Here is a 25,679-nt window from a genome sequence, read left to right on the forward strand (position 1 = left end):
TAATAATACCAATCATAGTAAGTAACTGATCTATTTTACTTGTTAAAACAACTTATTTTTTCGTTGTAAGTTTCGTATAGGGAACAACCATTTACATCAACTTACGCCTCAAACTAAGCCATTTTTCCGGCGCAAAATTTAGATCAGTTATTTAATACAATTGGTATAACTCCTTCTTTATAAAAACTTACTAATAAACGGTATTCAATCCCCTTGGTTACCTGCTTATTGCGAGCATTTTGTTGGTATCTATTAGTCAAATTCGTGATAGTAAACCTTATCTAAATTCTCCAAACTGGCTCTTTTGTTGTTGTAAATTCCATGTTATTCATATATTTATATAAACTATAAATAGTAATACGCTCTTTTTGATTGTCCAAATTTTGCTGTAGCGTCATGGTGTATTGCTCAATAAATATAAAAAGGGTTAAACAAAATGGATTTTTCTTGGCTGCTTATTTGCGCATTATTAGTATTTTGTATGCAGGCAGGATTTTTATGTTTAGAAAGTGGCAAAATTCGTAGTAAAAATAGCATCAATGTTGCCGCTAAAAATATCTCTGACTTTATCTTTTCTAGCGTTATCTTTTGGATCTTTGGTTTTGCTATTATGTTTGGCGATTCCTTCAATGGCATATTAGGTTTTAGTGGTTTCTTTGTTGGCGAACACCAATCCCCTTATCAAATCAGTTTTTTCCTCTTTCAAATGATGTTCTGTGGTACTGCGGCGACTCTACTTTCAGGCGCTGTTGCAGAGCGAATGACCTTTGTCGGTTACCTTTGTATTACCGGTATATTATCAGCGGCTATCTATCCGGTGATTGGTCATTGGGTGTGGGCCTCGGCTTATCAAGCGGGTAATCAAGGCTGGTTAGAATCACTTGGTTTTGTTGATTTTGCGGGGTCAACCGTGGTGCATTCCGTTGGTGGTTATGTTGCCCTAGCTGCCATTATCATTATTGGGCCAAGGCTAGGCCGCTTTGATGATAAAAAAGATTTCCCCACGGGCAATAATGTCCCTCTATCAGTACTTGGCGTGTTATTGCTATGGTTCGGTTGGTTTGGCTTTAATGGCGGAAGCACCTTACAGTTAACAGATAAAGTACCACTAATCATCTTAAACACCTGTTTAGCTGCCGCATGGGGCGGTATTGTCTCTTCTATTTTACATTACTATTTTAAACGCTTTTTTGATGTTGGTTTTATCTTAAATGGGGTGATTGCTGGATTAGTGTCAATCACTGCAAACTGCCATGTTGTCACTCCATTTCAGGCGATGCTGATTGGTATTGTTGGCGGCGCTATTTTATATTTTTCTACCCTGTGGTTAGAAAAGTTGAAAATAGATGATGCTTTAGGTGTTGTGCCTTCTCACTTGTTTGCTGGCATATGGGGAACCATAGCCGTTGCTTTATTTGCAGATTTATCTGAATTAGGCACTGGGCTTACTCGTTGGGAGCAACTTCAAGCACAGTTAATCGGTGTGGTTAGTATAGGTGTTTATTGTTTTGCATTAAGCTATCTATTGATTTCATTGCTAAAGCGGTTTATCCCTTTACGTGTTTCTGTTGAGTCTGAGTTTCAGGGCATGAATATTTCAGAGCATCAAGCTTCTACTGAATTAATTGATTTACTAAGCACCATGCATCAGCAAAAAGAAGCGGGTGCATTTAATAAGCCGGTACCGGTAGAGCCATTCACTGAAGTAGGGCAGATCGCTAGTCAATACAATGAGGTGATTGAACGGGTAAACAGTGAGATATCTAAACGTGATAACGCACTTGATGATTTTCGCTCTAGTGAAAAACGTAAAAGTGCGATCCTCGAATCGTCTATGGATAGTATTATTATCATTAACTTAGCCGGTGAAATCATTGAATTCAACCCTTCTGCAGAGCGTAATTTTGGTTGTATTAAACAGCAAGTTAAAGGAAAACGTTTTATTGACCTGTTTATACAGGATGCGGATAGAGAGGTGATTGAAGCTAGCTTAGCGTGTAAGTTCTCAGGTTCAGAAGGTATTTTACGTAATATTCGCAACAGTATTACCTTAGTACGTAATGTGACTGAAACGTTTTCAGCGGAAATTACCGTGACCAGTGCTAACTTCGGTGGTAGTAAGGATAATGAGTTTACCTTACATATTCGCGATGTGACCCGCCAATTAAAACTACAGGATAATTTACGCCAACTTGCCTATAGCGATCCCTTAACCGGTTTATATAATCGTACATACTTAATGGACTCGTTAAGCAAAGCAATTGAGTTAAATCAGTATAAAGATGGCAACATTTTGCTGTTCTTTATGGATTTAGATAAGTTTAAAAAAATAAACGACACCCTAGGCCATAAAGCCGGTGATGATCTGTTATGTGAAGTGGCAACTCGATTAATTAAAGTCACGCATGTTAACGATATTATTGCTCGTTGGGGGGGAGATGAGTTTGTTATCTTTATGACGGGTAACTTCACCGCTGAAGTCGCCAATAGAAAAGCCAATGATGTATTAACCATCATGCGTAACCCATTACAACTAGCTGGGCGTAACCTCACTATCCCTACCAGTGTCGGGGTTGTAATGACTGAAAAAGGCAAACAATATAAAGCGGAAGAGCTGATTCAGCATGCCGATATCGCGATGTATCATGCCAAAGAGCGTGGGCGTGATAATTACCAAATCTTTAAGATGGAAATGATAGATAGTGCTCAACGTAACTTTAACTATGAGCAAGAGATGCTAGTGGGTATTCATTCTGGTGAACAGTTTCATTTAGTGTATCAACCTAAAGTGACACAAACTGGAGAGTTGTTAGGTTTTGAAGCATTAATGCGTTGGAACCATCCTAAAGAGGGTTTTATCTCGCCTGCGGAGTTTATTCCAATCGCTGAAGAGTCGGATTTAATTATCAATATTGGTGAGTTTGCCTTAGTAGAAGTGGTTCAACAATTAGGTGAATGGCAGAATAAAGGCTATAAAAATGTACCCGTATCAGTGAATATTTCAGGTAAACACCTTGTTTCAGAGCGCTTAGTGCCTTTTATCGAACAGTTATTATCTGAACATAATTTTGATGCTAATTTACTAGAAATTGAAATTACCGAAGGGGTATTACTCACGGATATTGACCGTTGTATTGATGTGTTGTCACAGCTTAAAGCGTTAAATATTAAAATCTCCATTGATGACTTTGGGACTGGTTACTCCTCTTTAAATTACTTAAAACGTTTACCTATTGATGTATTAAAAATCGATAAGTCTTTTGTTGATGATTGTGCCACGTTAGTTGAGGATGGCGAAATCTGCGCAACCATTATTAATTTAGCCAAGAGCTTACGTTTAGCCACCGTCGCGGAAGGGGTAGAAGATCACACTCAGTTAGACTTTTTGTTAGCGCATGGCTGTCAGGTATTTCAAGGTTACTTTTTCTCAAAACCACAGGTCGCAAAAGAGATAGAGTTACTGTATTTCAATCAGCAAGGTGCTTAGTCGGTAATAATGACTCAATAATAATTGATTGAAAAAAAGGCTATTTATCAAGGCTAGTTTTAATTTTTATACAAGAAATGAAACATTTTTTGATGTAACAAGGATCTATTGCTGATTTTAATACGAGGTGCTTGGTAATCTGAAAGTTAACTGGTAACGTTAAGCGCAATAAAACCTGCTAGATGGCGTGCCACACACTATCGCCATGCTTTATCTCATTAAAATAGCTTACCTAAAGGATTATATTATGAAGCTAAATTCAATTGTTAAAACAACTCTCCTTGCTGCGGCACTTATCTCTTCTGGTTTACAAGCAAAACCTGTTTATGTTGCGACTACTGCAATTGTTGAACATCCTGCATTAGATGCGGTTCGCGATGGTATTAAAGCGGTATTAGACGAAAGTAAATATAAAGGTGATGAACTAAAATTTACTTATGAAAGTGCACAAGGTCAGCCAGCTATTGCTGCGCAAATAGCACGTAAATTAGTAGGTGAGCAACCAGACGTGATTGTTGCCATTGCTACGCCATCTGCGCAAGCTGCGGTCAGCGTAAGCCGTGATATCCCTGTTGTATTCTCTGCGGTAACAGACCCTATTGGCGCTAAGTTAGTACAAACACTTGAGCAACCAGGCGGTAACGTGACCGGTTTATCAGACATGGTAAACGTTAAACAACATTTAGAATTAATTAAAGAGTTTGTTCCTAACTTAAAAACATTAGGCGTACCTTACAATCCAGGTGAAGCGAATTCAGTATCAAGTGTTGCTGCGCTTAAAGAAGCCGCTGCTGAAATGGGTATTAAAGTGATTGAATCTGCTGCTCCTAAATCTTCTGATGTGATGATTGCGAGTAAGCAATTAGTCGGTAAAGTGGATGCGATTTACTGTCCAATCGATAACACCATTATCAGTGCGGTAGAGTCTGTGATTAAAGTGGGTATCGATGCGCAAATTCCAGTATTTGCTGGTGATACAGATACAGTTGCACGTGGTGCAGTTGCGGCGGTTGGTTACAACTATTTTGATTTAGGCCGTCAGACTGGTGATATCGTTGTGAGTATTTTAGATGGCGAAAAACCAGGTGCAATTGATGTGAAATTAGCTAAGGGAACTGACTTATTTGTTAACCCTAAAATGGCTGAGCGTATGGGCGTTGAAGTCCCTGAAGCTGTGTTAACACGCGCTACTAAAGTTATTAAATAAGAACGGAACACTATGTCACTTTTTTCATTTTTAGGTACCTTAGAAATTGGCCTCATTTATGGTTTAGTTGCCATTGGGGTCTACCTTACTTTTCGTATTTTAGATTTTCCCGATCTAACCGTTGATGGTAGCTTTACTTTAGGTGCTGCAGTCACTGCAACACTGATTGTAATGGGTGTTAACGTATTATTAGCTACGTTGGCGGGTACTTTAGCGGCTGCTTGTGCTGGGTTAGTCACTGCATGGTTGAACTTACGTTTTGATATCTTGCACCTGTTAGCCAGTATCTTAACCATGACTGCACTGTATACCATCAACCTACGTGTAATGGGCAAACCAAATGTAGCGTTAATCATGGAGCCAACCATCTTAACGCCATTTGAAGGGATCTTTGGGTTACCTGATATGTACATGCGTGTGATTTTTGTTGCTGTATGTGCGGTTGCTGGTGGTTTGTTAGTGGCTTGGTTCTTAAGGACACAATACGGTCTAGCAATGCGCGCAGTAGGTTCAAATAAACGTATGGCACAGGCTAATGGTATTGTGGTTAAACAAAAAGTCTACGCAGGTTTAGCTTTGTCCAATGGTCTTGTTGGTTTAGCGGGGGCATTGTTTGCACAAACTAATGGTTTTGCTGATTCGACCATGGGTATTGGTACTATCGTTGTTGGTTTAGCGGCGGTGATCATTGGTCAATCATTATTCGCAAGTCGTTCTATGTATGTGATTGTATTAAGTTGTATTGTGGGCTCAGTGTTATATCGCTTAGCGGTTTCTTTAGCATTGAATGCTGACTTCTTAGGATTCAGTGCCTCAGACCTTAATTTAATTACGGCAGTATTAGTAGCACTCGCATTAATATTCCCTAAATTACGTAAAGAATGGAAAGCCAAACAAGCTGCGAGGAATGAAGCATGATCTGTTGTAAAGATTTACATGTTACCTTTAACCGAGGGTTACCGACGGAAAAGCTAGCATTACGTGGTATCGATTTAACTATCCCCATGGGTGAATTTGTTACAGTTATTGGTTCAAACGGTGCCGGTAAATCCACACTGTTAAATACCATTGCTGGTGATATTAATAGCACCAAAGGGCAAATATTATTTGGTGACCGTGATGTGACTAAGTTACCTGCGACAGGGCGTACTGCTGATATCGCACGTGTATTCCAAGATCCACTTGCGGGAACTTGTGGTGACTTAACTGTTGAAGAAAATATGGCGCTAGCCTATGGTCGAGGTCAAAAAGGGCGTTTGTCTTCTGCGCTTAACAGCAAAATGCGTAAAGTATTCCGCGAACAATTAAGCCGTTTAAACCTAGGTTTAGAGAATCGTTTGGAAAGTGAAATGGGGCTGTTATCGGGTGGTCAACGCCAATCGGTTAGTTTGTTAATGTCTGCATTACAGCCAAGTACTATTTTACTGCTAGACGAACACACAGCAGCATTAGATCCAAAAACCGCTGCATTGATTATGGATATCACATCACAAATTATTGCTGAAAAGCAGTTAACAGTAATGATGGTCACTCACTCAATGCGTCAAGCCTTAGACCATGGTTCACGTACTATCATGTTGCATGAAGGTAAGATCATCTTTGACTTAGCGGGTGAAAAACGTGCTGGTTATGAAGTGAAAGACCTTTTGAACCTATTTGCTCAAGCTAAAAGTGACGGTGAAGAGTTAGATGATGATAAGTTGTTACTAGGCGCTTAATGTTTGCTTAATCTTATCAACACTAAAAAGAGCCTAAGGGCTCTTTTTTTATTTTTATAACTGTTAAAAAGGTTTAACTAAGTCATTGAATGTAAGCCAATCATATTACCTTCCGAGTCGACCACTAAACTGATAAAGCCATATTCACCTATATCCATTTTAGGCCTTTGAATTGAACCGCCTGCAGCTGTGACTCTGGCTTCTTCAATGGCACAATCATCACATGAAAAATAAACAAGTGTGCCACCGCCGCCAGCTAATACATGATCCATTTTAACTAAAGCACCCGTTGCACCATACCTTTCCATATCAGAAGGGAAGGCGAGCATTTGTATGCTGCTATCATTTGGGTCACCAATACTTTCTAAGCTGACCTCAAATACACTTTCGTAGAAGGTTTTGGCTCGATCTAAATCATTCACATAAACCTCAAACCAACCAATGGGATTGTTAGGCATATTCTTCTCCTCTGACTGTTACATAAACTATTTGATTAATACATGAGCGTTATGACAATTCAAGTTGGATAGGGAGAGTTAGATTATAAAAATTGAATTTATAGTCTTGATTGGTAATAAAATGAGAGAGCGCACATAAAGATAAACTAAAAAGTAGAAGCGAATTTACAAAGCAAGGTTACAGATTCATTAAAACAATAGTATTGTTTGCCCCTCTCTATTAACCAACTAGGAAAAAATAATGCGCGTAAGTGAACAATTAAAACAAAGTTGTATTAATAACTGGTCTGCCGCGACTACTCATCCTTTTTGTCTTGAATTGGCTGACGGTAATCTACCCTTAGCTAAAATGCGTGTTTATTTAGCGCAAGATTATACGTTTATCGATAACTTCGTCCGTTTAGCAGCTTCTGCAATACATCATGCACCATCTTTACCTGACCGTTTACCTTTAGCGCATTTCCTAGGCAATATCGCAGGCCCTGAAAATACTTACTTTCAACGCTCTTTTGACATGTTGGAGGTGGAACAATCTCAGCGCGTTTCTCCTGCCTTATTAAAACCAACCAGTGACTTTCAAGCATTAATGTTAAAAGCGGCTAACAGCGGTGAATATGGCAATATGGTTGCAGTTTTGTGTGTCGCTGAATGGGTCTACTTAAGTTGGGCCGAGCCGGTTGTTGACTGCGTTGCCTCATTGCCTTTTTACTTTGGGGAATGGATCACCTTACATTCAGGAGAGTATTTTGAATCAGTGGTTGAGTATTTACGCACACAACTTGATACTGCTTACCTTGCTGCAGATGTAAGTCAACAAGCAACGATACAAGCGTACTTTCAGCAGGCAGTGTTATTAGAAAAGCAGTTTTTTGATGCGTGTTATGCATAATTTATTAGAATGAGCACGTTACCAGCTCAATGCTTATATTCAGTGTTGAGCTGTTATTTTACCCTCCAAACGTAATATCTTTATGTCCATCAACCCATAACTCATGTTTTGCCATGACTTTAGTAAACATCGCACTTTGCAAGTAACTATTTAACCAAGCTCTTAGTTTAGGGTAGGGCGATTGTTGATACCATTGTCGTTCTACTTTTGAAAATTGGCGAACAAAAGGCATCAATGCAATATCTAATAACCCCTCACGGTCAGCGGTTAAAAAAGTGTGTTGGGTTAAACGATCTTCTAACTTTTGTAAGTACACCTCGCAGGCTTGACGGCATTCCATAATATTTGTCTCTTGATAACGTTTAGCACATTTATAGGCCTCAACAGCAACAAAGAAGCCTTGTTCAAATTCAGTGATAATGGCAATGATATCGGTAAGAGGTTGCTGACCATGCGCTGTGAGTAATTGGTGTGGGTCGCTGTCGTTTAATACTTTTAAGATAATATCGAGGCTTTCTTCAATCACCTGGTTATCTGGTAATACGAGCATCGGCACCGTGCCTTTAGTGGATAACGCTAACATTTCAGGTGGTTTATTATTGAGTTTAATAGCACGTATTAATACCGGTTGCTGTGAACGAAAAATAGCGACTCGAGCCCGCATTGCATAAGGGCAATGTTGAAGTGAATAAAGAATAGGTAAATCGCTTGGCATTTGAACTCGCATAACAGACGTAAATAGTTCATATACTACCTGTACAATAAACAACGAACCAGCACAGAAAATGATTGTAGAATTGCTAGGCTGAATTTGTACACTTTTTAAAGGGTTCATTGTTTAACGGTTTATTTTTGATGGTGCTGCTGGCTTTCTCTTAAAATTTTTATCTAAAAAATGTTCAAACTTATTTGCATCACGTATACTGTCGGCGCGATAAAAAGCAAAATGAAAATAATACTATTAAAGGAAAAAAAATGACTCCTATTGTTAAAAGTTTCCAGTATGGCGAACATACGGTAACACTAGAAACAGGCGTAATTGCTCGTCAAGCAACTGCCGCTGTAATGTGTAGCATGGACGATACATGTGTATTCGTTTCTGTTGTTGGTAAAAATGCAGATGATCAAGAGCGTGATTTCTTCCCTCTGACTGTTAACTACCAAGAAAAAACATACGCTGCAGGTAAAATCCCAGGTGGTTTCTTCAAACGTGAAGGTCGTCCATCTGAAGAAGAAACGTTAATTGCACGTCTTATTGACCGTCCAGTTCGACCTCTTTTCCCTGAAGGTTTCAAAAACGAAGTACAAGTGATTGCAACTGTTGTTTCAATCAACCCAGAAGTTAACCCAGATATCGTAGCTATGATCGCAACATCTGCGGCACTATCTATCTCTGGTATGCCTTTTAACGGTCCTATCGGTTGTGCTCGTGTTGGTTATAAAGATGGTGAATACCTACTTAACCCAACTAAAACAGAACTAGAAACAAGTGAACTAGACTTAGTTGTATCTGGTACAGACAACGCTGTATTAATGGTTGAATCTGAAGCTGGTATCTTAAGCGAAGACGTAATGTTAGGCGCGGTAGTATACGGTCACGATGAGCAACAAGCTGTTGTTTCTGCAATTAAAGAATTTGCTGCTGAAGTAGCTCGCCCTGCATGGGATTGGACTGCTCCAACACGTAACGAAGCACTTGATGCTGCTGTTGCAACTGAAGCGCAAGCGCGTTTTGAAGAAGCTTACCAAATCAGTGATAAAGGCGAGCGTTACGACGCAATCAAAGCTATCACTGCTGAAGTTAAAGAAAAATTATTAGCTGCTGACGAAGAGCTAGCTGCTAAACAAGTAGGTGAATACCTACACGATTTAGAGAAAACTGTTGTACGTACTCGCATTATCAAAGGTGAGCCGCGTATCGATGGTCGTGATCCTGAAAGTGTTCGTGCACTTGACGTTCGTACTGGTGTATTACCACGTACTCACGGTTCTTCTCTATTCACACGTGGTGAAACGCAAGCATTAGTAACAGCTACGCTTGGTACACAACGTGATGCACAAATCATCGACAGCCTAATGGGTGAGAAGAAAGATCACTTCTTACTACATTATAACTTCCCTCCATACTGTGTAGGTGAAACTGGTTTTGTTGGTTCGCCTAAGCGTCGTGAAATTGGTCACGGTCGTCTAGCTAAACGTGGTGTATTAGCTGTAATGCCTACGGTTGAAGAATTCCCATACACAGTACGTGTTGTCTCTGAAATCACTGAATCTAACGGTTCATCTTCAATGGCTTCTGTTTGTGGTTCATCTCTAGCGCTTATGGATGCTGGTGTACCGCTTAAAGCATCTGTTGCGGGTATCGCGATGGGGCTAGTGAAAGAAGGCGAAGAGTTCGTTGTTCTTTCTGATATCTTAGGTGATGAAGATCATCTTGGTGATATGGACTTTAAAGTAGCGGGTACTACAAACGGTATCACTGCTTTACAAATGGATATCAAAATTGAAGGTATCACACGTGAAATCATGCAAATTGCATTAAACCAAGCAAAAGCTGCACGTTTACACATCCTATCTGTAATGGATGAAGCAATTTCTGAAGGTCGCCAAGATATTTCACAATTTGCTCCACGTATCCACACACTGAAAATCAACACGGACAAAATCCGTGATGTTATCGGTAAAGGTGGTGCAGTTATCCGTTCTCTATGTGAAGAGACGGGTACAACGATCGAAATCGAAGATGACGGTACAGTTAAAATTGCTGCAACTTCTGGTGAGCAAGCTGACGATGCAATCAACCGCATTAAAGCACTTACAGCTGAAGTTGAAGTAGGTACTATCTACACAGGTAAGGTTGTTCGTCTAGCTGACTTCGGCGCATTCGTTAACATCCTTCCTGGTAAAGACGGTCTTGTTCACATCTCACAAATCTGTGAAGAGCGTGTACAAAAAGTATCTGATTACCTGAAAGAAGGTCAAGAAGTTAAAGTTAAAGTACTAGAAGTAGACCGCCAAGGTCGCGTACGTCTTTCTATGAAAGAAGCTGCAGAGAAGAAAGAAGAAGCGGCACCAGCTGCTGAGTAATCTTTCTTAACTCTTAACTTTAAAAAGGAAGCTTCGGCTTCCTTTTTTTATGATTATAAAACGCTAAAAGAAGAAAGGCGCTCTTGTTCGCATCTCACAGCTATACCAAAAATAACGGTGAAGAACGTGTATAAAAAGTATCCGTTTCTTCTTCGCACTGCGAAACTGCGTTTCGGTTACTCATCATTAGCCTCTTATGTATTTGGTGTAATAAAGAAGGTCAAGAAGTTAACGTTAAAGTACTAGAAGCTTAAGGTTTAAAAGTAAGCCGCCAAGGTCGCGACCATCTTTCTATGAAAGAAGCAGCTGAGAAGAAAGAAGAAGTTCCAGCAGCTGAGTAATTTTTTAAGGTTTTCTTTTATTTAAGTAAACCTTTGCATAACTTGATAGAGCAAGCTTCGGCTTACTTTTTTGTTCCTAAAAAATATCTAGAGAAAAAAGATGACTCACTCTGTATCTATAGTTGTCCCTTAAGGTTATTGCTCGCTTATATATTGGGAATATAAAAGGTCAGCAAACTCTAGTTCAGTTAATTCATCAATCACCAAATCTCGGACTGCTTCAGCAAAAAGCTCATTATCAGTAGTGAGTTCATAATCATTGAGAGATAAAAATTCTAGGGCTACGGCTAGACCTGTTCGTTTATTTGCATCGGGAAGGGCATGGGAAATAGCAATACTAACAGTATACTTGGCAGCTATTTCAAAAATATCATCAAGACCTTGGTAAACAATTGCATTATCTACGCGTCCAAGTGCGCCTTGTAACTTGGCTACATCAACTTCTCCTTTGTAACCAGGTTCGGTTGATAAAATGATATTGTTGATTTCAATTACTCTTTCAAATGGAAAGCAAATAATATTCATTACATATTAGCCAACTTTTGAAAGGTTTTTTTGTGCGTTCTCAGTGCTAGTTTAGTTTCAGATTTGACAATTTGCTGACCATATAACCCTGACAAATCAAGATTTTTTGTCGCTTTAATCGAAGGTCTTTCAACAGCATTTACACCATATCTTTCAATTTTTTTATTCATAATTACCTCTATTGTTAAAGTTGATTATAGCGTAAAGCTAACAATTTAATATACAGAAATATCTGTAAGCGTTAACAACAATTTGGGTTTTTAAAAAACTACTACTATTACCAGCTGTCACCTAGTTTATTATTGTCTTTGTATATTATTAATACGTTTTTAATTGGTTGGGAAAGCTCAACGGTTTTTTGGGGGGGAGCCACGTTGAGTTATAGCGTATCGCTGTTCGTTGTAGTTGTTATTCATTCCATGCTCCGCGTGGGAATGCTGATTTACTCAGATGTTAAGGGGTTAACTTTTCAGCGCTTCTCATTACTATCAATGTATTGTGTATTTATAATCATGCGGTGTATTAATATTGTGGGTGTGCTTGTTTACGCTATATCAATATAATACGAGAAAACCGCATAATAACCCTTCTGCTTTACTTGTTTTGAGCAAAGTATCATTCAATAAAAATTGAGGCTTAAATTATGGCATCAGCAACCAGCTTAAGCGTACTTGAAATAAGTGCGATATTTTTATCCATTACCGCGTTACTCACCTATGTAAACCATCGCTTTATTGGCTTACCCACCACCATTGGTGTGATGGTTATTTCAATGCTTTTATCTATTGGCGCTATATTTTTAGGATTTTTAGGGTTTGATGATTTTATCGATTACGAAGTGAGCTTGCTTGACCAGTTAGATTTTACTGAAGTTTTGCTTGATGGGATGCTCTCTATGCTACTTTTTGCTGGAGCGCTGCACGTCAATGTGAGTGATTTAAGGCGATATAAATTACCAATAGGTATTTTGGCGTGTGTTGGTACCTTGTTATCGACCGTGATTATTGCTAGTGCGCTTTATTTACTACTTCCTTTGCTTGGTTTTGATTTAGCGTTTATTTGGTGCTTACTGTTTGGTGCCTTAATTTCACCAACGGATCCGATTGCGGTAATGGGGATTTTACAATCCGCGGGCGCCCCCAAAAGTATTGAAACAGTAATCGCAGGCGAATCGTTATTTAACGATGGTATAGGCGTGGTTATTTTTGTGCTTTTATTGGGGGTGTTATCCAGCGGAGATATTCCTACTACCTACCATGTAGCGCATACGTTCGGAGTTGAAGCGGGCGGCGGTATTGTTTTTGGTTTGGTATTAGGGGGGATTTTATATTACCTGCTTAAAAGCATTGATAGTTACCAAGAAGAGGTGCTACTGACTTTAGCGGGCGTTATCGGCGGGTATACACTTGCAAGCCATTGGCATTTGTCGGGACCACTGGCAATGGTCATGATGGGCTTAATGGTGGGTAATCATGGTCGTAGTATGGCGATGAGCGACAAAACACGCCATTACGTTGATCTGTTTTGGGAACTGATTGACGAAATTTTAAATGCCATTTTGTTTGTACTGATAGGGCTCGAAGTGGTCATGATTGCGTTTTCGAGCAATTTGGTTATTGCTGGTGGGGTAACCGTTTTAATCGCGTTACTTGCACGTTTAATCGTTGTCGGGACAACCACCACTATATTTAATAAACAATTAGCCTTGCCATCGGGGGCGTGGAAAGTCTTAACATGGGGTGGTTTGCGTGGTGGTATTTCGGTTGCACTGGTATTGCAATTACCTGATGGAACAGAGCGCGATATTTTATTGACCCTCACTTATGCGGTTGTGGTGTTTTCTATTTTAATTCAAGGTTTGAGTATTGGTAAAGTGGCTAAAACGATCGGTTAACTACAAATAACTGGCTTTCGTACGGGGTGTGGGAATGGGTATTTGTTTAAATGGTCATTGTTTAAGAGTTGCCTCGTCTTCGCTTGTCGTAGCTGGAAGCGCTTTATTGGCTGTGGTTTCGCCTTGTTGGCGACCTCCTTGCTTTTAGAAAAAAGGAGACAAAGAAACTGGCCACCGAATCGCTTTCTCATCCAGACAATGGGGTAGTTGTAACCGCATTGACTATCAAATTTTTTGGTTTTAATAATAACAAACCGTGAAAGATAAAATGATTAAATAGTGACAAGAGGCTTAAATGAAATCTTCTGCTTTATCCAGGGCGGCTCTGGCTTCTGTTAATGTGCAGCCTGTTTCTGCTATTAAACGATTGAGCGTCATGTCGGAGTTTGATTGAACGATTGCTGTTAAATCAAAGGTAGGCTTCGCTAAGTCTTTATTAATCGCTTCTGCAATCCACAGCGTTCTTCCCTGCTTTAACTGCTCGCTTATCGTAACAAGTTGGCTTTGCGTGCCTGTGAGTGACCAGTTTTTAGAACGACGAATACGTTTTAAACTGCAACCATACTCAGTAACCAATGCTATTAACCTTACCTTACAATCAATGCGATGCAGAAAGTTGTCTAACTTAATGGAGAGCCTGGTTGTGGTGTTATTCGGCACAGATTTTTCCAGCAAGGTTTTGGATAACAATAAATAATAACGTCTGTAGAATCATTTGACGAATAAATGAAGCGTTTAAGGAAAGCTTTGCGGCACTCATCCACCATTTTAATTTATATATATGTCCACTAATTTGACCTATTCTTAACCTGAGCTCGCCGGTTTTTCTCGATTATTATTAGTAGCATTTTGCCTTGTCGGTGACTTTACTTTTTCTTGTTCAGAAGAAAAAGTAATTAAAAAGACTGACTCTGAATCACTTTTCCCAATCGTAAATACCTTTGTTAATGGGACAATTTATTTATTATTATGATCAATCCCAAGGGTGCTGTTTAAAATATTCACTTAGGAAGTCAACTAAAGCGCGAACTGTTGGAGGCAAGAATTTCCGAGATGAATATAATGCATATATATTCATGTCATTTGCTTTCCAATCAGGTAATACATGTTCTAAATCACCTCTCTTCACAGCTTCGTTGGCCATATAAGTCGGTTGCATTGATAAACCTGCACCACACAAAGTCGCTTCAAGTAGAGCGGTGGCTTCATTGGCTGTTAATCTACAATTAACATGTAAAGACTTATGTTCATTTTCACGTTTTAAATGCCAAACATGGCGTTCAAAATTAACGTAACTAAGACATTCATGTGAGCTGATATCTTCAGGTGTAAAAATGGTTGGTTTTGTTGCTAAATAAGCTCGGCTGGCAACGATGATTGACCGGCATACTGCAATAGGTTTCCCTATCAAAGCAGGATCTGGTGCAGAGGCAATTCGAATCGCTAAGTCAATTTGACCCTCTATTAAATCGATAGCGGTATCTTGTAGATTCACATCAATTTTAACTTTGGGGTGTAACGACATAAACGCACAAATAGCAGCCATAAATTGAGAGTGAGCGAAAGACATGCTGGTGGCTATTTTTATTGAACCTGACAACTCTTTTGAAGATTTAATATTAGAAACAAGCTTATCAGCAACGCTGAGCCATTGCTCTACATCTTCAAGACACTCTTCACCTATCGTCGTTAGTGTTACCTTTCGAGTTGTACGGTGAAGTAAGCGTGCCCCAAACCAGTTTTCCATTGTCTCTACATAACGAGTAACCATTGGTCTCGACATCTCTAGTCTGTCAGCCGTTGCAGTAAAACTGCCGGAACGTGTCACATCAATAAATACTTGAGCTGCTTTTATTCTATCCATTTATATGTCCGATCTATGAAACAATATTGTACATTATTGTGTATATAAACGTACCAATCAATCATTCATAATTATCCCCACTTCAATAAATGACATGGGTAACAGAATGAACAAAATTATATTAATTATCGCCTCGATACTATTTGCTAATACAGCATATGCAACTAGTGAAACAGCACTATCATTAAAAGTATATAACGCAGATAGTCATAGCTTTCACGTTAACTCAACCTTGATATACGGTGAGACAGAGGCTGCTATCATAGATGCTGGTTTTACTAAGGCTGATGCTTTAAGAATTGCAGCTAACGTACTTGATTCAGGTAAAAAACTCACGACCATTTTCATTAGTCAGGCGGATCCTGATTATTATTTTGGTACAGAAATGCTAAAGCAGATATTTCCTAATGCACAAATAATCACAACACCAGCAGTTCAAAAAGTGATCCAAAGTAAAATGGCTGGAAAGTTAGCTTTTTGGGGACCTAAAATGGGTAACAATGCCCCTCATTCACCAATATTACCTAAAGCAATCACCGACAGTGCTTTTACTATAGATGGATATAAAGTAGAGATTCACGGGACATCAGGTTTACTTGCATATCGACCTTACCTTTGGATCCCATCAATAAAAGCAATAGTGGGGAATATTGGAATATTTGGTAATTTGCATGTGTGGACTGCAGATACTCAAAGCCAACAGAAATTGGATGCATGGCAGGCACAATTAGCTGAAATGCAAAGATTAAATCCACTTATTGCAGTACCTGGGCATATGACTCCTAATACCAGTCTAACACCAGATAACATCAACTATACCGCTTTATACTTAAAGAAATTCGAACAAGAAAAACAACACAGCACAAATGCTGAAGAGTTGATCAATAAAATGTCGGAAGCTTACCCTAATGCCTCATTTCCACTTGCGTTGAATATAGGTGCAAAGGTTCATATGGGGGAGATGAAATGGTAAAAATTCACTATTTATATGATCCAATGTGCGGGTGGTGCTTCGGAGCAACTCCCCTTGTAGAAATGATGTATGAAATGACATCTATTCAATTAGTTATGCACCCTGGAGGCATGATCAAAAGAAGAGAAATAGATAGTGGGTTTAGGAAAATGGCGCAGAGTCATGATCAAAAAATCGCATTGAGTACTGGGCAGGTATTTTCTCAAGCTTATCATGAAAGACTGAGTGGTAATGAATCGATCATACTGGATTCATATATAACGGCTCAAGCTATTTGGGTTATGGAAAAACATTATGACAAGGGCTTTTTGATGCTGAAGTCGATTCAGCAAGCTCATTATCAATCAGCACTTGATACAAGTAATCCTAACGTATTAGCTGAAATTGCGATTAGGCTGGGGGCAGATAAACATCACTGGTTTGATTTGATGTCAGCAGAGGGGGGGCACTCTTCTAATGCGATTCAGAAGAGCCATATGTTAATGCAACAATGGAGCCTTCAAGGTTTTCCCTCTTTTATAGTAGAAAAAGAAGGTAAATATACTCGATTACCTCATGCTCAATTTTATAACAACATCACAGGATGGAGAGCGTTATTAGAAAGCTTATAGCATATAGCTTATTTGGCATCTAGTTATTACGCTGGATAAAGAGAGTGACTCGAGCTTATAAGTACTTAATTCATTAAGCTCGTGCCACTTATGTTTTATAACCTAAACACTAGGCTCATATTGACCTAGTGTTATATTGTCGTTAAAGGAGATTTGATATTGACGAATCTTGAGATTATTAATGTGTAGGAAAGTGCTTATTGAGGGTTAAAATTGGGTTTATGTTTAATCAAATCTACCGCAGTAAATGGGCGGAGGTTAAAAAGGGCACCGCGCTATCAAATGATGCTGATAGTGTGCTTATTTATGATGTTCACGACTGGGCCGTTAGTAAACAGTACCAATCATAATAAGATCGCGGTCACCTATTCACTTTCTGTAACCATGTTCAATAAAAAGATAATTAGCATTCGTTGATGGCCTGCATGCGCAGATTCTCTGATTTGTCTGAAAATGAGCATTATTCTTTATCTTTACACACTAAAAAGTGTATTCGTTAATACTCGCGATGATGTGGGCAATCATATAGGTCTGTTTTATATTTTAAAAACATTGGCTGTCCTGCATAAGTTGTTTTTGCCTGACTGGTCTGTTGTGCGCAGTTTATATATTAATTATTTCTTAATTTGTCAGTTATCTAAAGATAGTAAAGGTTATTAAAAAATTAATAACTTACTAGAGCCAGTTTAACTAACATAGAGCGTGTAAAAATTATAATAACTGATGTAAAGCTTACACGTAAACCTATTTTAGCAATGAAGCAATGAAGCAATACACAATAATATTGATTTCTAATAATAAGTATTAAATTTTAAGTTGCTGATAATTAATGTTATTTTATTTTTTGAACGCGCAAAGGTTCATGCTGGCACAGTGATTGCTGATACCACTATAGCTAAGGTAATAAATTAGCTAGTTTTTAACTAACAAGAGGTTTCATTATGAGCAAAGTAATTACTGGATTATTCGAAAATTCATCAAAAGCAAGTGCTGCAATTCATAGATTAGAAGCAATTGGCGTTAAACAAGATGACATAAGTGTAATAGCTAATGACTCATATTCTACAGATGACTTTGCTGTAGACGAAGGTACAAAAGCCGCTGAAGGTGGCATTGTAGGTGCCGCATCTACAGGTATATTAGCAGCAGTTATTGCAGGGTTTACAACTGTTGGTGCCGTTGCAACAGGCGGCACAGGTTTACTCGTTGCAGGTCCATTAGTCGCAGCATTTTCAGCGGGTGGCGCTGGCGCAGCAGTAGGCGGTAGTTTAGGTGCTGTTATCGGTGCATTTATTCCTGAACACGAAGTTAAATATTACGAAGATGCTATCGAGAAAGGCTCTGTACTTATCGGTGTGCAATACAATAGCGATAACAAAGATAAAGTTAAAGATATCCTAGAAGGTATGAATGCTGAAAAAGTAGCTACAGCATAAAAGTAGCTATAGCGTAATCGGTACCATTAAATGGCAAATGACGTTGTGTAATAGGTAATAAAGATTGAATAACTATTATAGAAACGTTGATTGACATTTAACTTAAGGGGCAAGAATGCTATTGCCCCTTTACAAACCCAATTTACCAAAAATAAACCATTCATTTACCTATAATCTCTATACTTATGTCTGTTTTTTGTAAAAGAGTCTTTCTAAAAAACATCGTAAATAAGGTATTAATTTTTAAGCGATATTCAGCTAATACGTGTTCATTAATGCGTAAAAGGGATGCTTAATGTCAACATCTCTGATTGCCAATCTTATTAACTTCTTTACTGTTCTTCTTTAGGCTGTTTTTCTTGTTAATGTAACTTTTATTTATGTTAAATATAAAAGAGTAAAATGATGACAAATAAAACGATACTCAAGAAAAAAAACATCACAGATCAACATGATACTTATCATATCGATAAGATTAAAAAACGTATTGGTCAGCACAATATTGAACAAGGTAAAAGTGAAAGAGGCAAAGAACGAAAAATAGAAGCTGAACACTATAAAGAAGTCATTGTAAAACGCATTGACGGTACCTTCAGGCATGCTGACGATATATTACAACTTGCAATACATGAGGGTAAAAGCCAAATAGAGAGGCCTATTTTAGGCTTACTATTATCCTCGGTTGCTGCAGGGATGATCATCGGGTTTACAGTATTAGCTGTCGCGGTGATGACAAGTATTGTGGGGAGCACGGAAGGTATTAACCGTGTATTTATGGCGTTAGTTTATCCTCTTGGCTTTGTTTTATGCATATTAAGCCGTACGCAGCTCTTTACTGAACACACCGCCACAGCTGTTTATCCTTTACTTGATGGTAGTACTGATATTGCTGGTGCATTAAAACTTTGGGTCATTGTTATTTTAGGTAATCTGGCCGGTGGTTTTACCATTTCAGTCTTATTGAATGCTGCCGAACCTGTTATTCATGCTAAAGAGGGATATTTATTAGTTGCTGAGCATGTTTTACAGTATGACTCAATTAGTTTACTTATTAGTGCTGTATTAGCAGGGTGGTTAATGGCCATTGGTGCTTGGACAATTCTTTCTACACATTCAACTTCCAGTCAAATTCTTTGTATTTATATTGCTACATTTCTTATCGGTATTGGGGGTCTTCATCATTCTATTGCCGGATCTGTAGAATTATTTATTGGTTATCTAATGTCTCCTGAGATTACATTAATGACGATTACACCGGTTATCTTATTAGCTTTATTAGGGAATGCGATTGGCGGCAGCATTTTTGTTGCCCTATTGAATTATGGGCATATTAGAGGTCTTAATAAATGAGAAAACGACTGTAAATAATGTCTATATCCCATTCTGTATTTAAAGCATATTATCAATGTAGCGTAAATCATTGGTTATTTTACAATGTTATCTATTAACTAAAAGTAGCGGACACCCATAAACTTTGACGACTCGTTATTGATCAGTAATACTTTTTTAAATATTTATGACTGTCCAGTTTGTTTTCTTTACCTAATTGGAAAAAATGAACACACTGTATTTAGGTATGTTGATAGAGCCATTCTTTACGCTAACCTCTTCAGTCACTATGCCATCAGACCACGCAAATAAACAGGTGGCCTCTTCATGTAGTTCACTTAATACATACTCCTCTATTTCAACATCAGATAGATTCAGGTAAACATTAATTTGTTCATCATCAACACCATTTGAACGGCTGAATCCAATAATCTTATGCGCGTCATCTCGGTGAATAATGTGTGTTTGGTCACCTGTTAACCCTGCTGAATGACCCTCACTATTTTTACGTAATGCAATTAATTGTTGGAAGGCTGTGTAATATTCATTAAATTGCTCTTTTTTTTGCCAATTAAGGGCTTCATTGTCATCAAACCAACCACTTTCTTTCATCTCCTGCCCTTGAAACAGCATTGGGATTCCAGCCGTTGTTAACACTAACGTGGCTGCAATAATCCCTTTTTGACGAGCAAAAAAATCATCGTCAACGTGGCCGGGGGCAATTTCTTCTACTATTCTAGCCTGTCCGTTAGCAACTTCATCATGTGATTCTGTGTATATAACCCGTGAATAAATATTACCACTGTAACTATGCAGTAGGGCGCCTACTATTTTATCAAGGTCTATATCTTCAGCGGTTGGTTGAGTTAACGCTGCTCGTATTGGGTGTACAAATTCTGCATCCCACTGCGATGTAAAACCACATCCACCTTGTTCTACTGGATCGGTGATGAAATCATGTTTATGTAGATCTTCGGCTATACACACTTTATTAGGAAAGTGTTGTTTGATGGTTGAATTGATATCCTGGATAAGCTCGTAGGCTTCTGGGATATCATCTTGTCCGTTGTCTGCCCCAGAAATACAGCGCATAAAGGGCAACATATCTACTCTCAACCCATCGGCTTTAAACTCTCGCAACCACATCAATGCATTGTCTTTAATGTAGTCGCGCACTTCGATGCGACCATAGTCAGGTCGGGTCTCGCCCCAGGGGGTTGAGCTTCGTTGGTCATTGTAAAAGTAAATGCCGCCTTTATCGTTTTCGCTCCAACCATCGAATTGCCATATGTTCAAATCACTTGGTCCTAAATGATTATAAACAACATCTAAAATGACACCCATGCCTCGCTGATGTGCTGCATCTATAAATTGCTTTAAACCATCGGGACCACCATAAGCTTCTTCAATAGCAAAGGGCGCTGCTGGGTTATAACCCCAGCTAATATCTCCGGCGAATTCATTAACTGGCATTATTTCTAATACATTTACGCCTAATTCAACTAAATCATCCAGCTTTTCGATTGCAGAGTTAAAGGTGCCACGTTCGCCTGATAGTTGATTAAAGGTGCCGATATGCATTTCGTAAATGATTCTTTGATGGACAGGAGGTAATTCAAAATCGTCTATTTTCCAATTAAAATCATCATCGTATATGATTGAATTGCCTACGCTGTTAGTCATTTTTCTAGCGCGAGGATCGTTTTTTTTGTTGTTTTTATTATCGGCAGATTCAATACAAAATTTATACTCATCATTATTAGCGGCTGTTGGAATATCGACCCACCAAATCCCGTTATCTGCTTGTTGCATTGTATTTTGGTCTTCGTCCCAGTCATTAAAGTCTCCCACTAAAGAAACGGATTTAGCATTGGGTGCCCATACTGAAAATTGGTAACCTTTATCAATTTTATTCACACCTAAAACACCTTGATATGTTGACATAGTTTTATGCTCCAATGATGTACTCGAAAAGATGAAAGTAGCGAGTTATCTATTATTTAATTTTTTGAAACTATCATTAATATGCCCTCTGAATTACTTGGGGTGATTAACTAATGGGATCTTAACGCTTCAATTAATGCTGCTTTATTCATTTTAGAGCGGCCATTAATGGTTAATGTTTGCGCTCGCTTGTACAATTCTGCTTTAGTCCAGCTTTCATATGGCTGCGCTTTCCCGCCTTTTTTAGATGGATGCATCTCTGGATTTGCTTGCGCATTGGCAATGCGGGCCGATTTTTCTTTACTGTTTCCTTGGTTAATTAAGGCTTCGTAAACACTATCATTTTTAATTTGTTTACCATGTTGATGAGACATAATTTTCCCCCTTTAGTGGTGAGAAAACGACCGAGTTAACGGTCGTTTATTATTCATTCATAGGTCTTGCTTAGTGATAACTGTCTAATTGACCTAGCGTTGCCAGAAACGCAATGAGCGAAGTGTGTTAATAAATGAATCCGCTTCTTTATCTTCTAGGTTAATCATCCCGTTATCTTCTACCTCATCTAACCCTACGGCTTTGAGTAAAGCTTGTGCTTCAGGCGTATAACCAATGAATTTTTTGTGGGCATAAGCATCACTAATAAAATCTTTAGCTTCGGGCACTGTTGCAAAATAGTCAGCTCCGTCATTACTCACTAGGACTAATACTGCATCGTATAAGACAGATGGACCACCGGCAATAGCTTGCTGTGCTTTAACGTGATTACCTTTAGAACAAGCTGCGCCGCCTATGTCTGCTGCAACCACTTCGTATCGAGCACCTTCATCAGCTAATGCATCAGTAACTGATTTAAATAATGCACCGTCAAAACCTTCTGATATTAATATACCCAATTTTCTACCTTTGAAAGTATTTTTTGAATTTTTTAATATACTCAAAGCATCTGATACAGGTAAATCGGTACGTGTTGCTTTTGCTGCTTCAGCGGCTTCTGGCATGGTTTCTAAACCTAAACCTGTAGCGACGTTTTCAGCTAACTTTTTATCGATATTGATGAGGTGTGATACTAAACGTTCTCGGATAGCTAATTTTTCGACTTTTGATAATTCAAACACAAGTGCAGATTGAATGTGTTTCTGCTCTACGCCTGTTTGGCTGAGATAGAACTGGCGAGCTTGGCTATAATGATCTGAAAACGTTTCAGAACGATAGCGTGTTTTATCTCCGGTCATTTGCTCTGTACTACTTTTAAAACCTTGTTCAGGACAAGCGCGAGGATTATTTTCATCTGCATCCCAAGAGTTAGGTTCATAATTAACACGACCCTTTGGATTTTTCATTGCCATGTGCCCATCTTGTTGAAAATGATGCATTGGACATTTTGGTGCATTAATCGGAATGTCAGTGAAGTTGGGGCCACCAAGTCGTTTAGTTTGAGTATCTAAATAAGAGAAATTACGGCCTTGTAATAAAGGATCTGGTGTAAAATCAACACCCGGCACTATGTTTTGGGTACAGAATGCGACTTGTTCAGTTTCAGCAAAAAAGTTGTCGACTAAGCGATCAAGAACCATACGGCCAACAATTTTAATCGGTACTTGCTCTTCAGGAATTAGCTTAGTGGGGTCAAAAACATCAAACTCAAAATCGTCAGCAAATTGCTGGTCAAACACTTGCAGGCCTAATTCCCATTCAGGATAATCTCCCGCTAAAATCGACTCCCAAATATCTCTACGATGAAAATCAGGATCTGCACCGTTTATTTTGAGTGCTTCATTCCAAACCACTGATTGCATACCGAGTTTAGGTTTCCAATGAAACTTAACAAATTTTTCTTCACCCTTAGCATTAATCAATTTAAAGGTGTGCACTCCAAAACCTTCCATAAAACGCAATGAACGGGGGATCGCACGGTCGGACATTGTCCACATCACCATATTCATTGCTTCAGGTGTTAGGCTGGCAAAGTCCCAGAAATTATCATGTGCTGTTTGTGCTTGCGGAAAGCCTCTGTCAGGCTCTTCTTTTGCTGCATGTATTAAATCAGGAAATTTCATGGCATCTTGAATGAAGAAGACAGGAATATTATTACCTACAAGATCCCAATTGCCTTTTTTAGTGTAAAACTTAACAGCAAAACCTCGCACATCACGAGCCAAATCGCCTGAGCCTTTGTTACCTGCTACCGTTGAGATTCGTGTAAATAAAGGTGTTTTTTCACCTGCTCGCTGAAAGATATCTGCACAAGTTATATCAGATAATGATTCGTAGGTTTCAAAGTAACCATGCGCACCATATCCTCTAGCATGTACCACTCGCTCTGGAATTCTTTCATGATCGAAATGAAACAGTTTTTCCCTTAATACATGATCTTCCATCAAGGTAGGGCCATTTGCTCCGGCTTTTAAAGAGTTTTGATCATCACTGATTGGACAACCTTGGCTGGTGGTCATGGTGGGGTAATCATCATTTGATTGGTGAAGTTCTCCGCCTTTGCCTTTACCGCCTGAGTATTTAAATGATTCTGTCATATCTAATCCTTAATCTTTGGGTTAAAAATTAATGTTTAGAGGTTAACAATTGAACACTTACCTCATTGATTAATAGTAATAAAAATGCCAAATACTGATCTTTTTTTGTCAGTAAGTATTTATTAAATATCATGCATTTCATTGATCTCGATGGAGAGTTGTTTCTTTTTTTGTTCAGTATGTTGATGAAGGTTATCAAATACTTTTTCTACTTCTTGGGATTCATTTGATTTAGCAATGCCTTGGTAAATATCTGATAAATATTGGTTAAATCGTCCAGCTAATGCTTCAACCTGTTCGCTTGTGACTTGTGCGTGGTTAAAATCAGTTGAAAATAAAGAATCAATATTTTGCTCAGGATCAAATTGAATAAATGCTTCTTGAGTTTTATTCGATGCTTTATCAAGGTAGGCGCTGACAAAATCGAGTAATTCAAGTTCGTGTTTTATCAGAATATCCAATAATAATTTGGTTCGTTGACTTTCAGCTTCCATTGATAATGAACGATAAAATTCTGCAATACGTGAGTGCAATTTTTGATTTTGTTTTAAGAAGTCGTGCACGTTATTAAAGTTATTCATTAAGTGGCTTCCTTTAAATTTTTACTTACTTTTTAATGTTGATTGATAGGCCTATTGAGAGAGTTAAATAGGTCTAGCTATGCAATAAGTCATATAAATCAGTAATGTAAATTAGTTTGTTGGCATGAGTGTTATTTCTCTAACATCACAACGTGGAGTGGCAGAAATGGCATAAACAACTGCTTCTGCAACATCTGTTGGATCTAATTTGTCGGGCTTAGCTTCATCAAAGAAAGGGGTGTTGACCATGCCTGGACAGATGGTGGTGCAACGACCTTTCCATTCTGCCATCTCAATAGCTAAGTTTTGCGCAAAACCATAAGCAAACCATTTTGAAGCACCGTACACTGAACCTTTAAGTGAAATTTTTCCTGCTATGGAGCTAGTGACGATGAAGTGTCCTTGCGTTTTTTTTAGTGCAGGAAGGCTTGCTTTAGCGGTATACAGTAAAGCGTTTATATTGACATCTAGCATGGTTTTCCATTGATCTGGATCGCCATGTTCAATACCAGGTGTACTGGCACCCATGCCAGCATTGGCAAATACAACGTCTACTCTGCCAAACTTCTGGTTAGCTTTTTTGATGACGTTACTTATTGCATCCAAGTTTGTGACATCTGCGGTGACAGCTAATACTTTATCTTCACCCCAACGTTGTACTATTTTGTTAAGTTTTTCTGTGCTTCTTGCGGTGACTACTGCTTTGTGTCCAGCTTCGAGCACTTTATCTACCGTCGCTGCGCCTATGCCACTTGAAGCGCCTGTTACGACTATTATTTTTTGATTATTCATGTTTGATCCTCT

22 protein-coding genes are annotated in these 25,679 nt (G+C 38.7%); 11 read left to right on the top strand and 11 right to left on the bottom strand.

Translation table 11 applies throughout. From position 1 onward, the window contains the following. Positions 1–436: 436 nt before the first annotated feature. The 4 genes from amt to DS885_RS12800 all read left to right on the top strand — a co-directional run bounded on the left by amt (position 437) and on the right by DS885_RS12800 (position 6,412). Positions 437–3,487, top strand: coding sequence for an ammonium transporter (gene amt / locus DS885_RS12785; RefSeq protein WP_113819814.1), 3,051 nt, complete (start codon positions 437–439; stop codon positions 3,485–3,487). A 247-nt stretch (positions 3,488–3,734) separates the two neighbouring features. Then, a complete protein-coding gene (locus tag DS885_RS12790) occupies positions 3,735–4,694 on the top strand; it encodes an ABC transporter substrate-binding protein (protein ID WP_113819815.1) in 960 nt (319 codons plus the stop codon). A gap of 12 nt (positions 4,695–4,706) precedes the next feature. Then, a complete protein-coding gene (locus tag DS885_RS12795; RefSeq protein ID WP_113819816.1) occupies positions 4,707–5,612 on the top strand; it encodes an ABC transporter permease in 906 nt (301 codons plus the stop codon). Continuing rightward, on the top strand, positions 5,609–6,412 hold the full coding sequence (locus DS885_RS12800; protein ID WP_113819817.1) for an ABC transporter ATP-binding protein: 804 nt from the start codon (positions 5,609–5,611) through the stop codon (positions 6,410–6,412). The genes DS885_RS12795 and DS885_RS12800 overlap by 4 nt, the downstream gene beginning before the upstream one ends. A 77-nt stretch (positions 6,413–6,489) precedes the next feature. On the opposite strand, the gene DS885_RS12805 is transcribed toward DS885_RS12800, so the two are convergent. After that, positions 6,490–6,870 carry a VOC family protein gene (locus tag DS885_RS12805; protein ID WP_113819818.1) on the bottom strand — a complete coding sequence of 127 codons (381 nt, stop codon included), beginning with the start codon at positions 6,868–6,870 and terminating at the stop codon, positions 6,490–6,492. Positions 6,871–7,111: 241 nt separating this feature from the next. Here DS885_RS12805 and DS885_RS12810 point away from each other — a divergent pair, with 241 nt between their 5' ends. Continuing rightward, the gene (locus tag DS885_RS12810) at positions 7,112–7,759 is read left to right on the top strand and encodes a TenA family protein (RefSeq protein ID WP_113819819.1); all 648 of its coding nucleotides are present in this window, start codon (positions 7,112–7,114) and stop codon (positions 7,757–7,759) included. Positions 7,760–7,817: 58 nt separating this feature from the next. Here DS885_RS12810 and DS885_RS12815 read toward each other — a convergent pair whose 3' ends face one another. Beyond that, positions 7,818–8,474, bottom strand: coding sequence for a glutathione S-transferase (locus tag DS885_RS12815; RefSeq protein WP_258546909.1), 657 nt, complete (start codon positions 8,472–8,474; stop codon positions 7,818–7,820). 260 nt (positions 8,475–8,734) lie between these two features. Between DS885_RS12815 and pnp the strand changes: the two genes are divergently transcribed. Next, complete coding sequence (gene pnp, locus DS885_RS12820) at positions 8,735–10,846, top strand: polyribonucleotide nucleotidyltransferase (RefSeq protein ID WP_113819820.1); 2,112 nt, start codon at positions 8,735–8,737, stop codon at positions 10,844–10,846. A gap of 476 nt (positions 10,847–11,322) precedes the next feature. Here pnp and DS885_RS12825 read toward each other — a convergent pair whose 3' ends face one another. Both DS885_RS12825 and DS885_RS12830 read right to left on the bottom strand, forming a co-directional pair. Then, positions 11,323–11,712, bottom strand: a complete 390-nt coding sequence (locus tag DS885_RS12825; RefSeq protein ID WP_113819821.1) for a type II toxin-antitoxin system death-on-curing family toxin — start codon at positions 11,710–11,712, stop codon at positions 11,323–11,325. Continuing rightward, positions 11,712–11,882, bottom strand: a complete 171-nt coding sequence (locus tag DS885_RS12830) for an acetyltransferase (RefSeq protein WP_113819822.1) — start codon at positions 11,880–11,882, stop codon at positions 11,712–11,714. Before DS885_RS12830 ends, DS885_RS12825 begins: the two co-directional genes overlap by 1 nt. Before the next feature lie 473 nt (positions 11,883–12,355). Between DS885_RS12830 and DS885_RS12835 the strand changes: the two genes are divergently transcribed. Then, the gene (locus DS885_RS12835) at positions 12,356–13,606 is read left to right on the top strand and encodes a cation:proton antiporter (protein ID WP_113819823.1); all 1,251 of its coding nucleotides are present in this window, start codon (positions 12,356–12,358) and stop codon (positions 13,604–13,606) included. Positions 13,607–13,897: 291 nt separating this feature from the next. Here DS885_RS12835 and DS885_RS12840 read toward each other — a convergent pair whose 3' ends face one another. Both DS885_RS12840 and DS885_RS12845 read right to left on the bottom strand, forming a co-directional pair. Next, complete coding sequence (locus DS885_RS12840) at positions 13,898–14,266, bottom strand: ribosome recycling factor family protein (RefSeq protein ID WP_258546910.1); 369 nt, start codon at positions 14,264–14,266, stop codon at positions 13,898–13,900. Between the two features lie 313 nt (positions 14,267–14,579). Beyond that, positions 14,580–15,470 carry a LysR family transcriptional regulator gene (locus DS885_RS12845; protein WP_113819824.1) on the bottom strand — a complete coding sequence of 297 codons (891 nt, stop codon included), beginning with the start codon at positions 15,468–15,470 and terminating at the stop codon, positions 14,580–14,582. A 106-nt stretch (positions 15,471–15,576) separates the two neighbouring features. Between DS885_RS12845 and DS885_RS12850 the strand changes: the two genes are divergently transcribed. The 4 genes from DS885_RS12850 to DS885_RS12865 all read left to right on the top strand — a co-directional run bounded on the left by DS885_RS12850 (position 15,577) and on the right by DS885_RS12865 (position 19,840). Next, positions 15,577–16,443, top strand: coding sequence for an MBL fold metallo-hydrolase (locus tag DS885_RS12850; RefSeq protein WP_113819825.1), 867 nt, complete (start codon positions 15,577–15,579; stop codon positions 16,441–16,443). Continuing rightward, positions 16,437–17,054 carry a DsbA family protein gene (locus tag DS885_RS12855; RefSeq protein WP_113819826.1) on the top strand — a complete coding sequence of 206 codons (618 nt, stop codon included), beginning with the start codon at positions 16,437–16,439 and terminating at the stop codon, positions 17,052–17,054. Before DS885_RS12850 ends, DS885_RS12855 begins: the two co-directional genes overlap by 7 nt. A gap of 941 nt (positions 17,055–17,995) precedes the next feature. Next, on the top strand, positions 17,996–18,490 hold the full coding sequence (locus DS885_RS12860) for a general stress protein (protein ID WP_113819827.1): 495 nt from the start codon (positions 17,996–17,998) through the stop codon (positions 18,488–18,490). A 405-nt stretch (positions 18,491–18,895) separates the two neighbouring features. Further along, complete coding sequence (locus tag DS885_RS12865) at positions 18,896–19,840, top strand: formate/nitrite transporter family protein (protein WP_113819828.1); 945 nt, start codon at positions 18,896–18,898, stop codon at positions 19,838–19,840. Positions 19,841–20,032: 192 nt separating this feature from the next. On the opposite strand, the gene DS885_RS12870 is transcribed toward DS885_RS12865, so the two are convergent. The 5 genes from DS885_RS12870 to DS885_RS12890 all read right to left on the bottom strand — a co-directional run bounded on the left by DS885_RS12870 (position 20,033) and on the right by DS885_RS12890 (position 25,667). After that, the gene (locus DS885_RS12870; protein WP_113819829.1) at positions 20,033–21,763 is read right to left on the bottom strand and encodes an alpha-amylase family glycosyl hydrolase; all 1,731 of its coding nucleotides are present in this window, start codon (positions 21,761–21,763) and stop codon (positions 20,033–20,035) included. Positions 21,764–21,873: 110 nt separating this feature from the next. Then, a complete protein-coding gene (locus DS885_RS12875; protein WP_113819830.1) occupies positions 21,874–22,137 on the bottom strand; it encodes a DUF7218 family protein in 264 nt (87 codons plus the stop codon). A gap of 93 nt (positions 22,138–22,230) precedes the next feature. After that, positions 22,231–24,294, bottom strand: coding sequence for a catalase (locus DS885_RS12880; protein WP_113819831.1), 2,064 nt, complete (start codon positions 24,292–24,294; stop codon positions 22,231–22,233). Between the two features lie 122 nt (positions 24,295–24,416). Next, positions 24,417–24,875, bottom strand: coding sequence for a hypothetical protein (locus DS885_RS12885; RefSeq protein WP_113819832.1), 459 nt, complete (start codon positions 24,873–24,875; stop codon positions 24,417–24,419). Positions 24,876–24,986: 111 nt separating this feature from the next. After that, complete coding sequence (locus DS885_RS12890; protein ID WP_113819833.1) at positions 24,987–25,667, bottom strand: SDR family oxidoreductase; 681 nt, start codon at positions 25,665–25,667, stop codon at positions 24,987–24,989. Positions 25,668–25,679: the final 12 nt, after the last annotated feature.

Origin of the sequence: Psychromonas sp. B3M02, assembly GCF_003318165.1 — a bacterium.
Taxonomy (GTDB): domain Bacteria; phylum Pseudomonadota; class Gammaproteobacteria; order Enterobacterales; family Psychromonadaceae; genus Psychromonas.

Coding starts and splice junctions, on each gene's coding strand:
- amt (WP_113819814.1), top strand. CDS start 437: ATGGATTTTTCTTGGCTGCTTATTTGCGCATTATTAGTATTTTGTATG.
- DS885_RS12830 (WP_113819822.1), bottom strand. CDS start 11,882: ATGAATAAAAAAATTGAAAGATATGGTGTAAATGCTGTTGAAAGACCT.
- DS885_RS12865 (WP_113819828.1), top strand. CDS start 18,896: ATGACAAATAAAACGATACTCAAGAAAAAAAACATCACAGATCAACAT.
- DS885_RS12850 (WP_113819825.1), top strand. CDS start 15,577: ATGAACAAAATTATATTAATTATCGCCTCGATACTATTTGCTAATACA.
- DS885_RS12875 (WP_113819830.1), bottom strand. CDS start 22,137: ATGTCTCATCAACATGGTAAACAAATTAAAAATGATAGTGTTTACGAA.
- pnp (WP_113819820.1), top strand. CDS start 8,735: ATGACTCCTATTGTTAAAAGTTTCCAGTATGGCGAACATACGGTAACA.
- DS885_RS12805 (WP_113819818.1), bottom strand. CDS start 6,870: ATGCCTAACAATCCCATTGGTTGGTTTGAGGTTTATGTGAATGATTTA.
- DS885_RS12880 (WP_113819831.1), bottom strand. CDS start 24,294: ATGACAGAATCATTTAAATACTCAGGCGGTAAAGGCAAAGGCGGAGAA.
- DS885_RS12885 (WP_113819832.1), bottom strand. CDS start 24,875: ATGAATAACTTTAATAACGTGCACGACTTCTTAAAACAAAATCAAAAA.
- DS885_RS12825 (WP_113819821.1), bottom strand. CDS start 11,712: ATGAATATTATTTGCTTTCCATTTGAAAGAGTAATTGAAATCAACAAT.
- DS885_RS12835 (WP_113819823.1), top strand. CDS start 12,356: ATGGCATCAGCAACCAGCTTAAGCGTACTTGAAATAAGTGCGATATTT.
- DS885_RS12860 (WP_113819827.1), top strand. CDS start 17,996: ATGAGCAAAGTAATTACTGGATTATTCGAAAATTCATCAAAAGCAAGT.
- DS885_RS12810 (WP_113819819.1), top strand. CDS start 7,112: ATGCGCGTAAGTGAACAATTAAAACAAAGTTGTATTAATAACTGGTCT.
- DS885_RS12845 (WP_113819824.1), bottom strand. CDS start 15,470: ATGGATAGAATAAAAGCAGCTCAAGTATTTATTGATGTGACACGTTCC.
- DS885_RS12855 (WP_113819826.1), top strand. CDS start 16,437: ATGGTAAAAATTCACTATTTATATGATCCAATGTGCGGGTGGTGCTTC.
- DS885_RS12790 (WP_113819815.1), top strand. CDS start 3,735: ATGAAGCTAAATTCAATTGTTAAAACAACTCTCCTTGCTGCGGCACTT.
- DS885_RS12890 (WP_113819833.1), bottom strand. CDS start 25,667: ATGAATAATCAAAAAATAATAGTCGTAACAGGCGCTTCAAGTGGCATA.
- DS885_RS12815 (WP_258546909.1), bottom strand. CDS start 8,474: ATGCCAAGCGATTTACCTATTCTTTATTCACTTCAACATTGCCCTTAT.
- DS885_RS12800 (WP_113819817.1), top strand. CDS start 5,609: ATGATCTGTTGTAAAGATTTACATGTTACCTTTAACCGAGGGTTACCG.
- DS885_RS12795 (WP_113819816.1), top strand. CDS start 4,707: ATGTCACTTTTTTCATTTTTAGGTACCTTAGAAATTGGCCTCATTTAT.
- DS885_RS12870 (WP_113819829.1), bottom strand. CDS start 21,763: ATGTCAACATATCAAGGTGTTTTAGGTGTGAATAAAATTGATAAAGGT.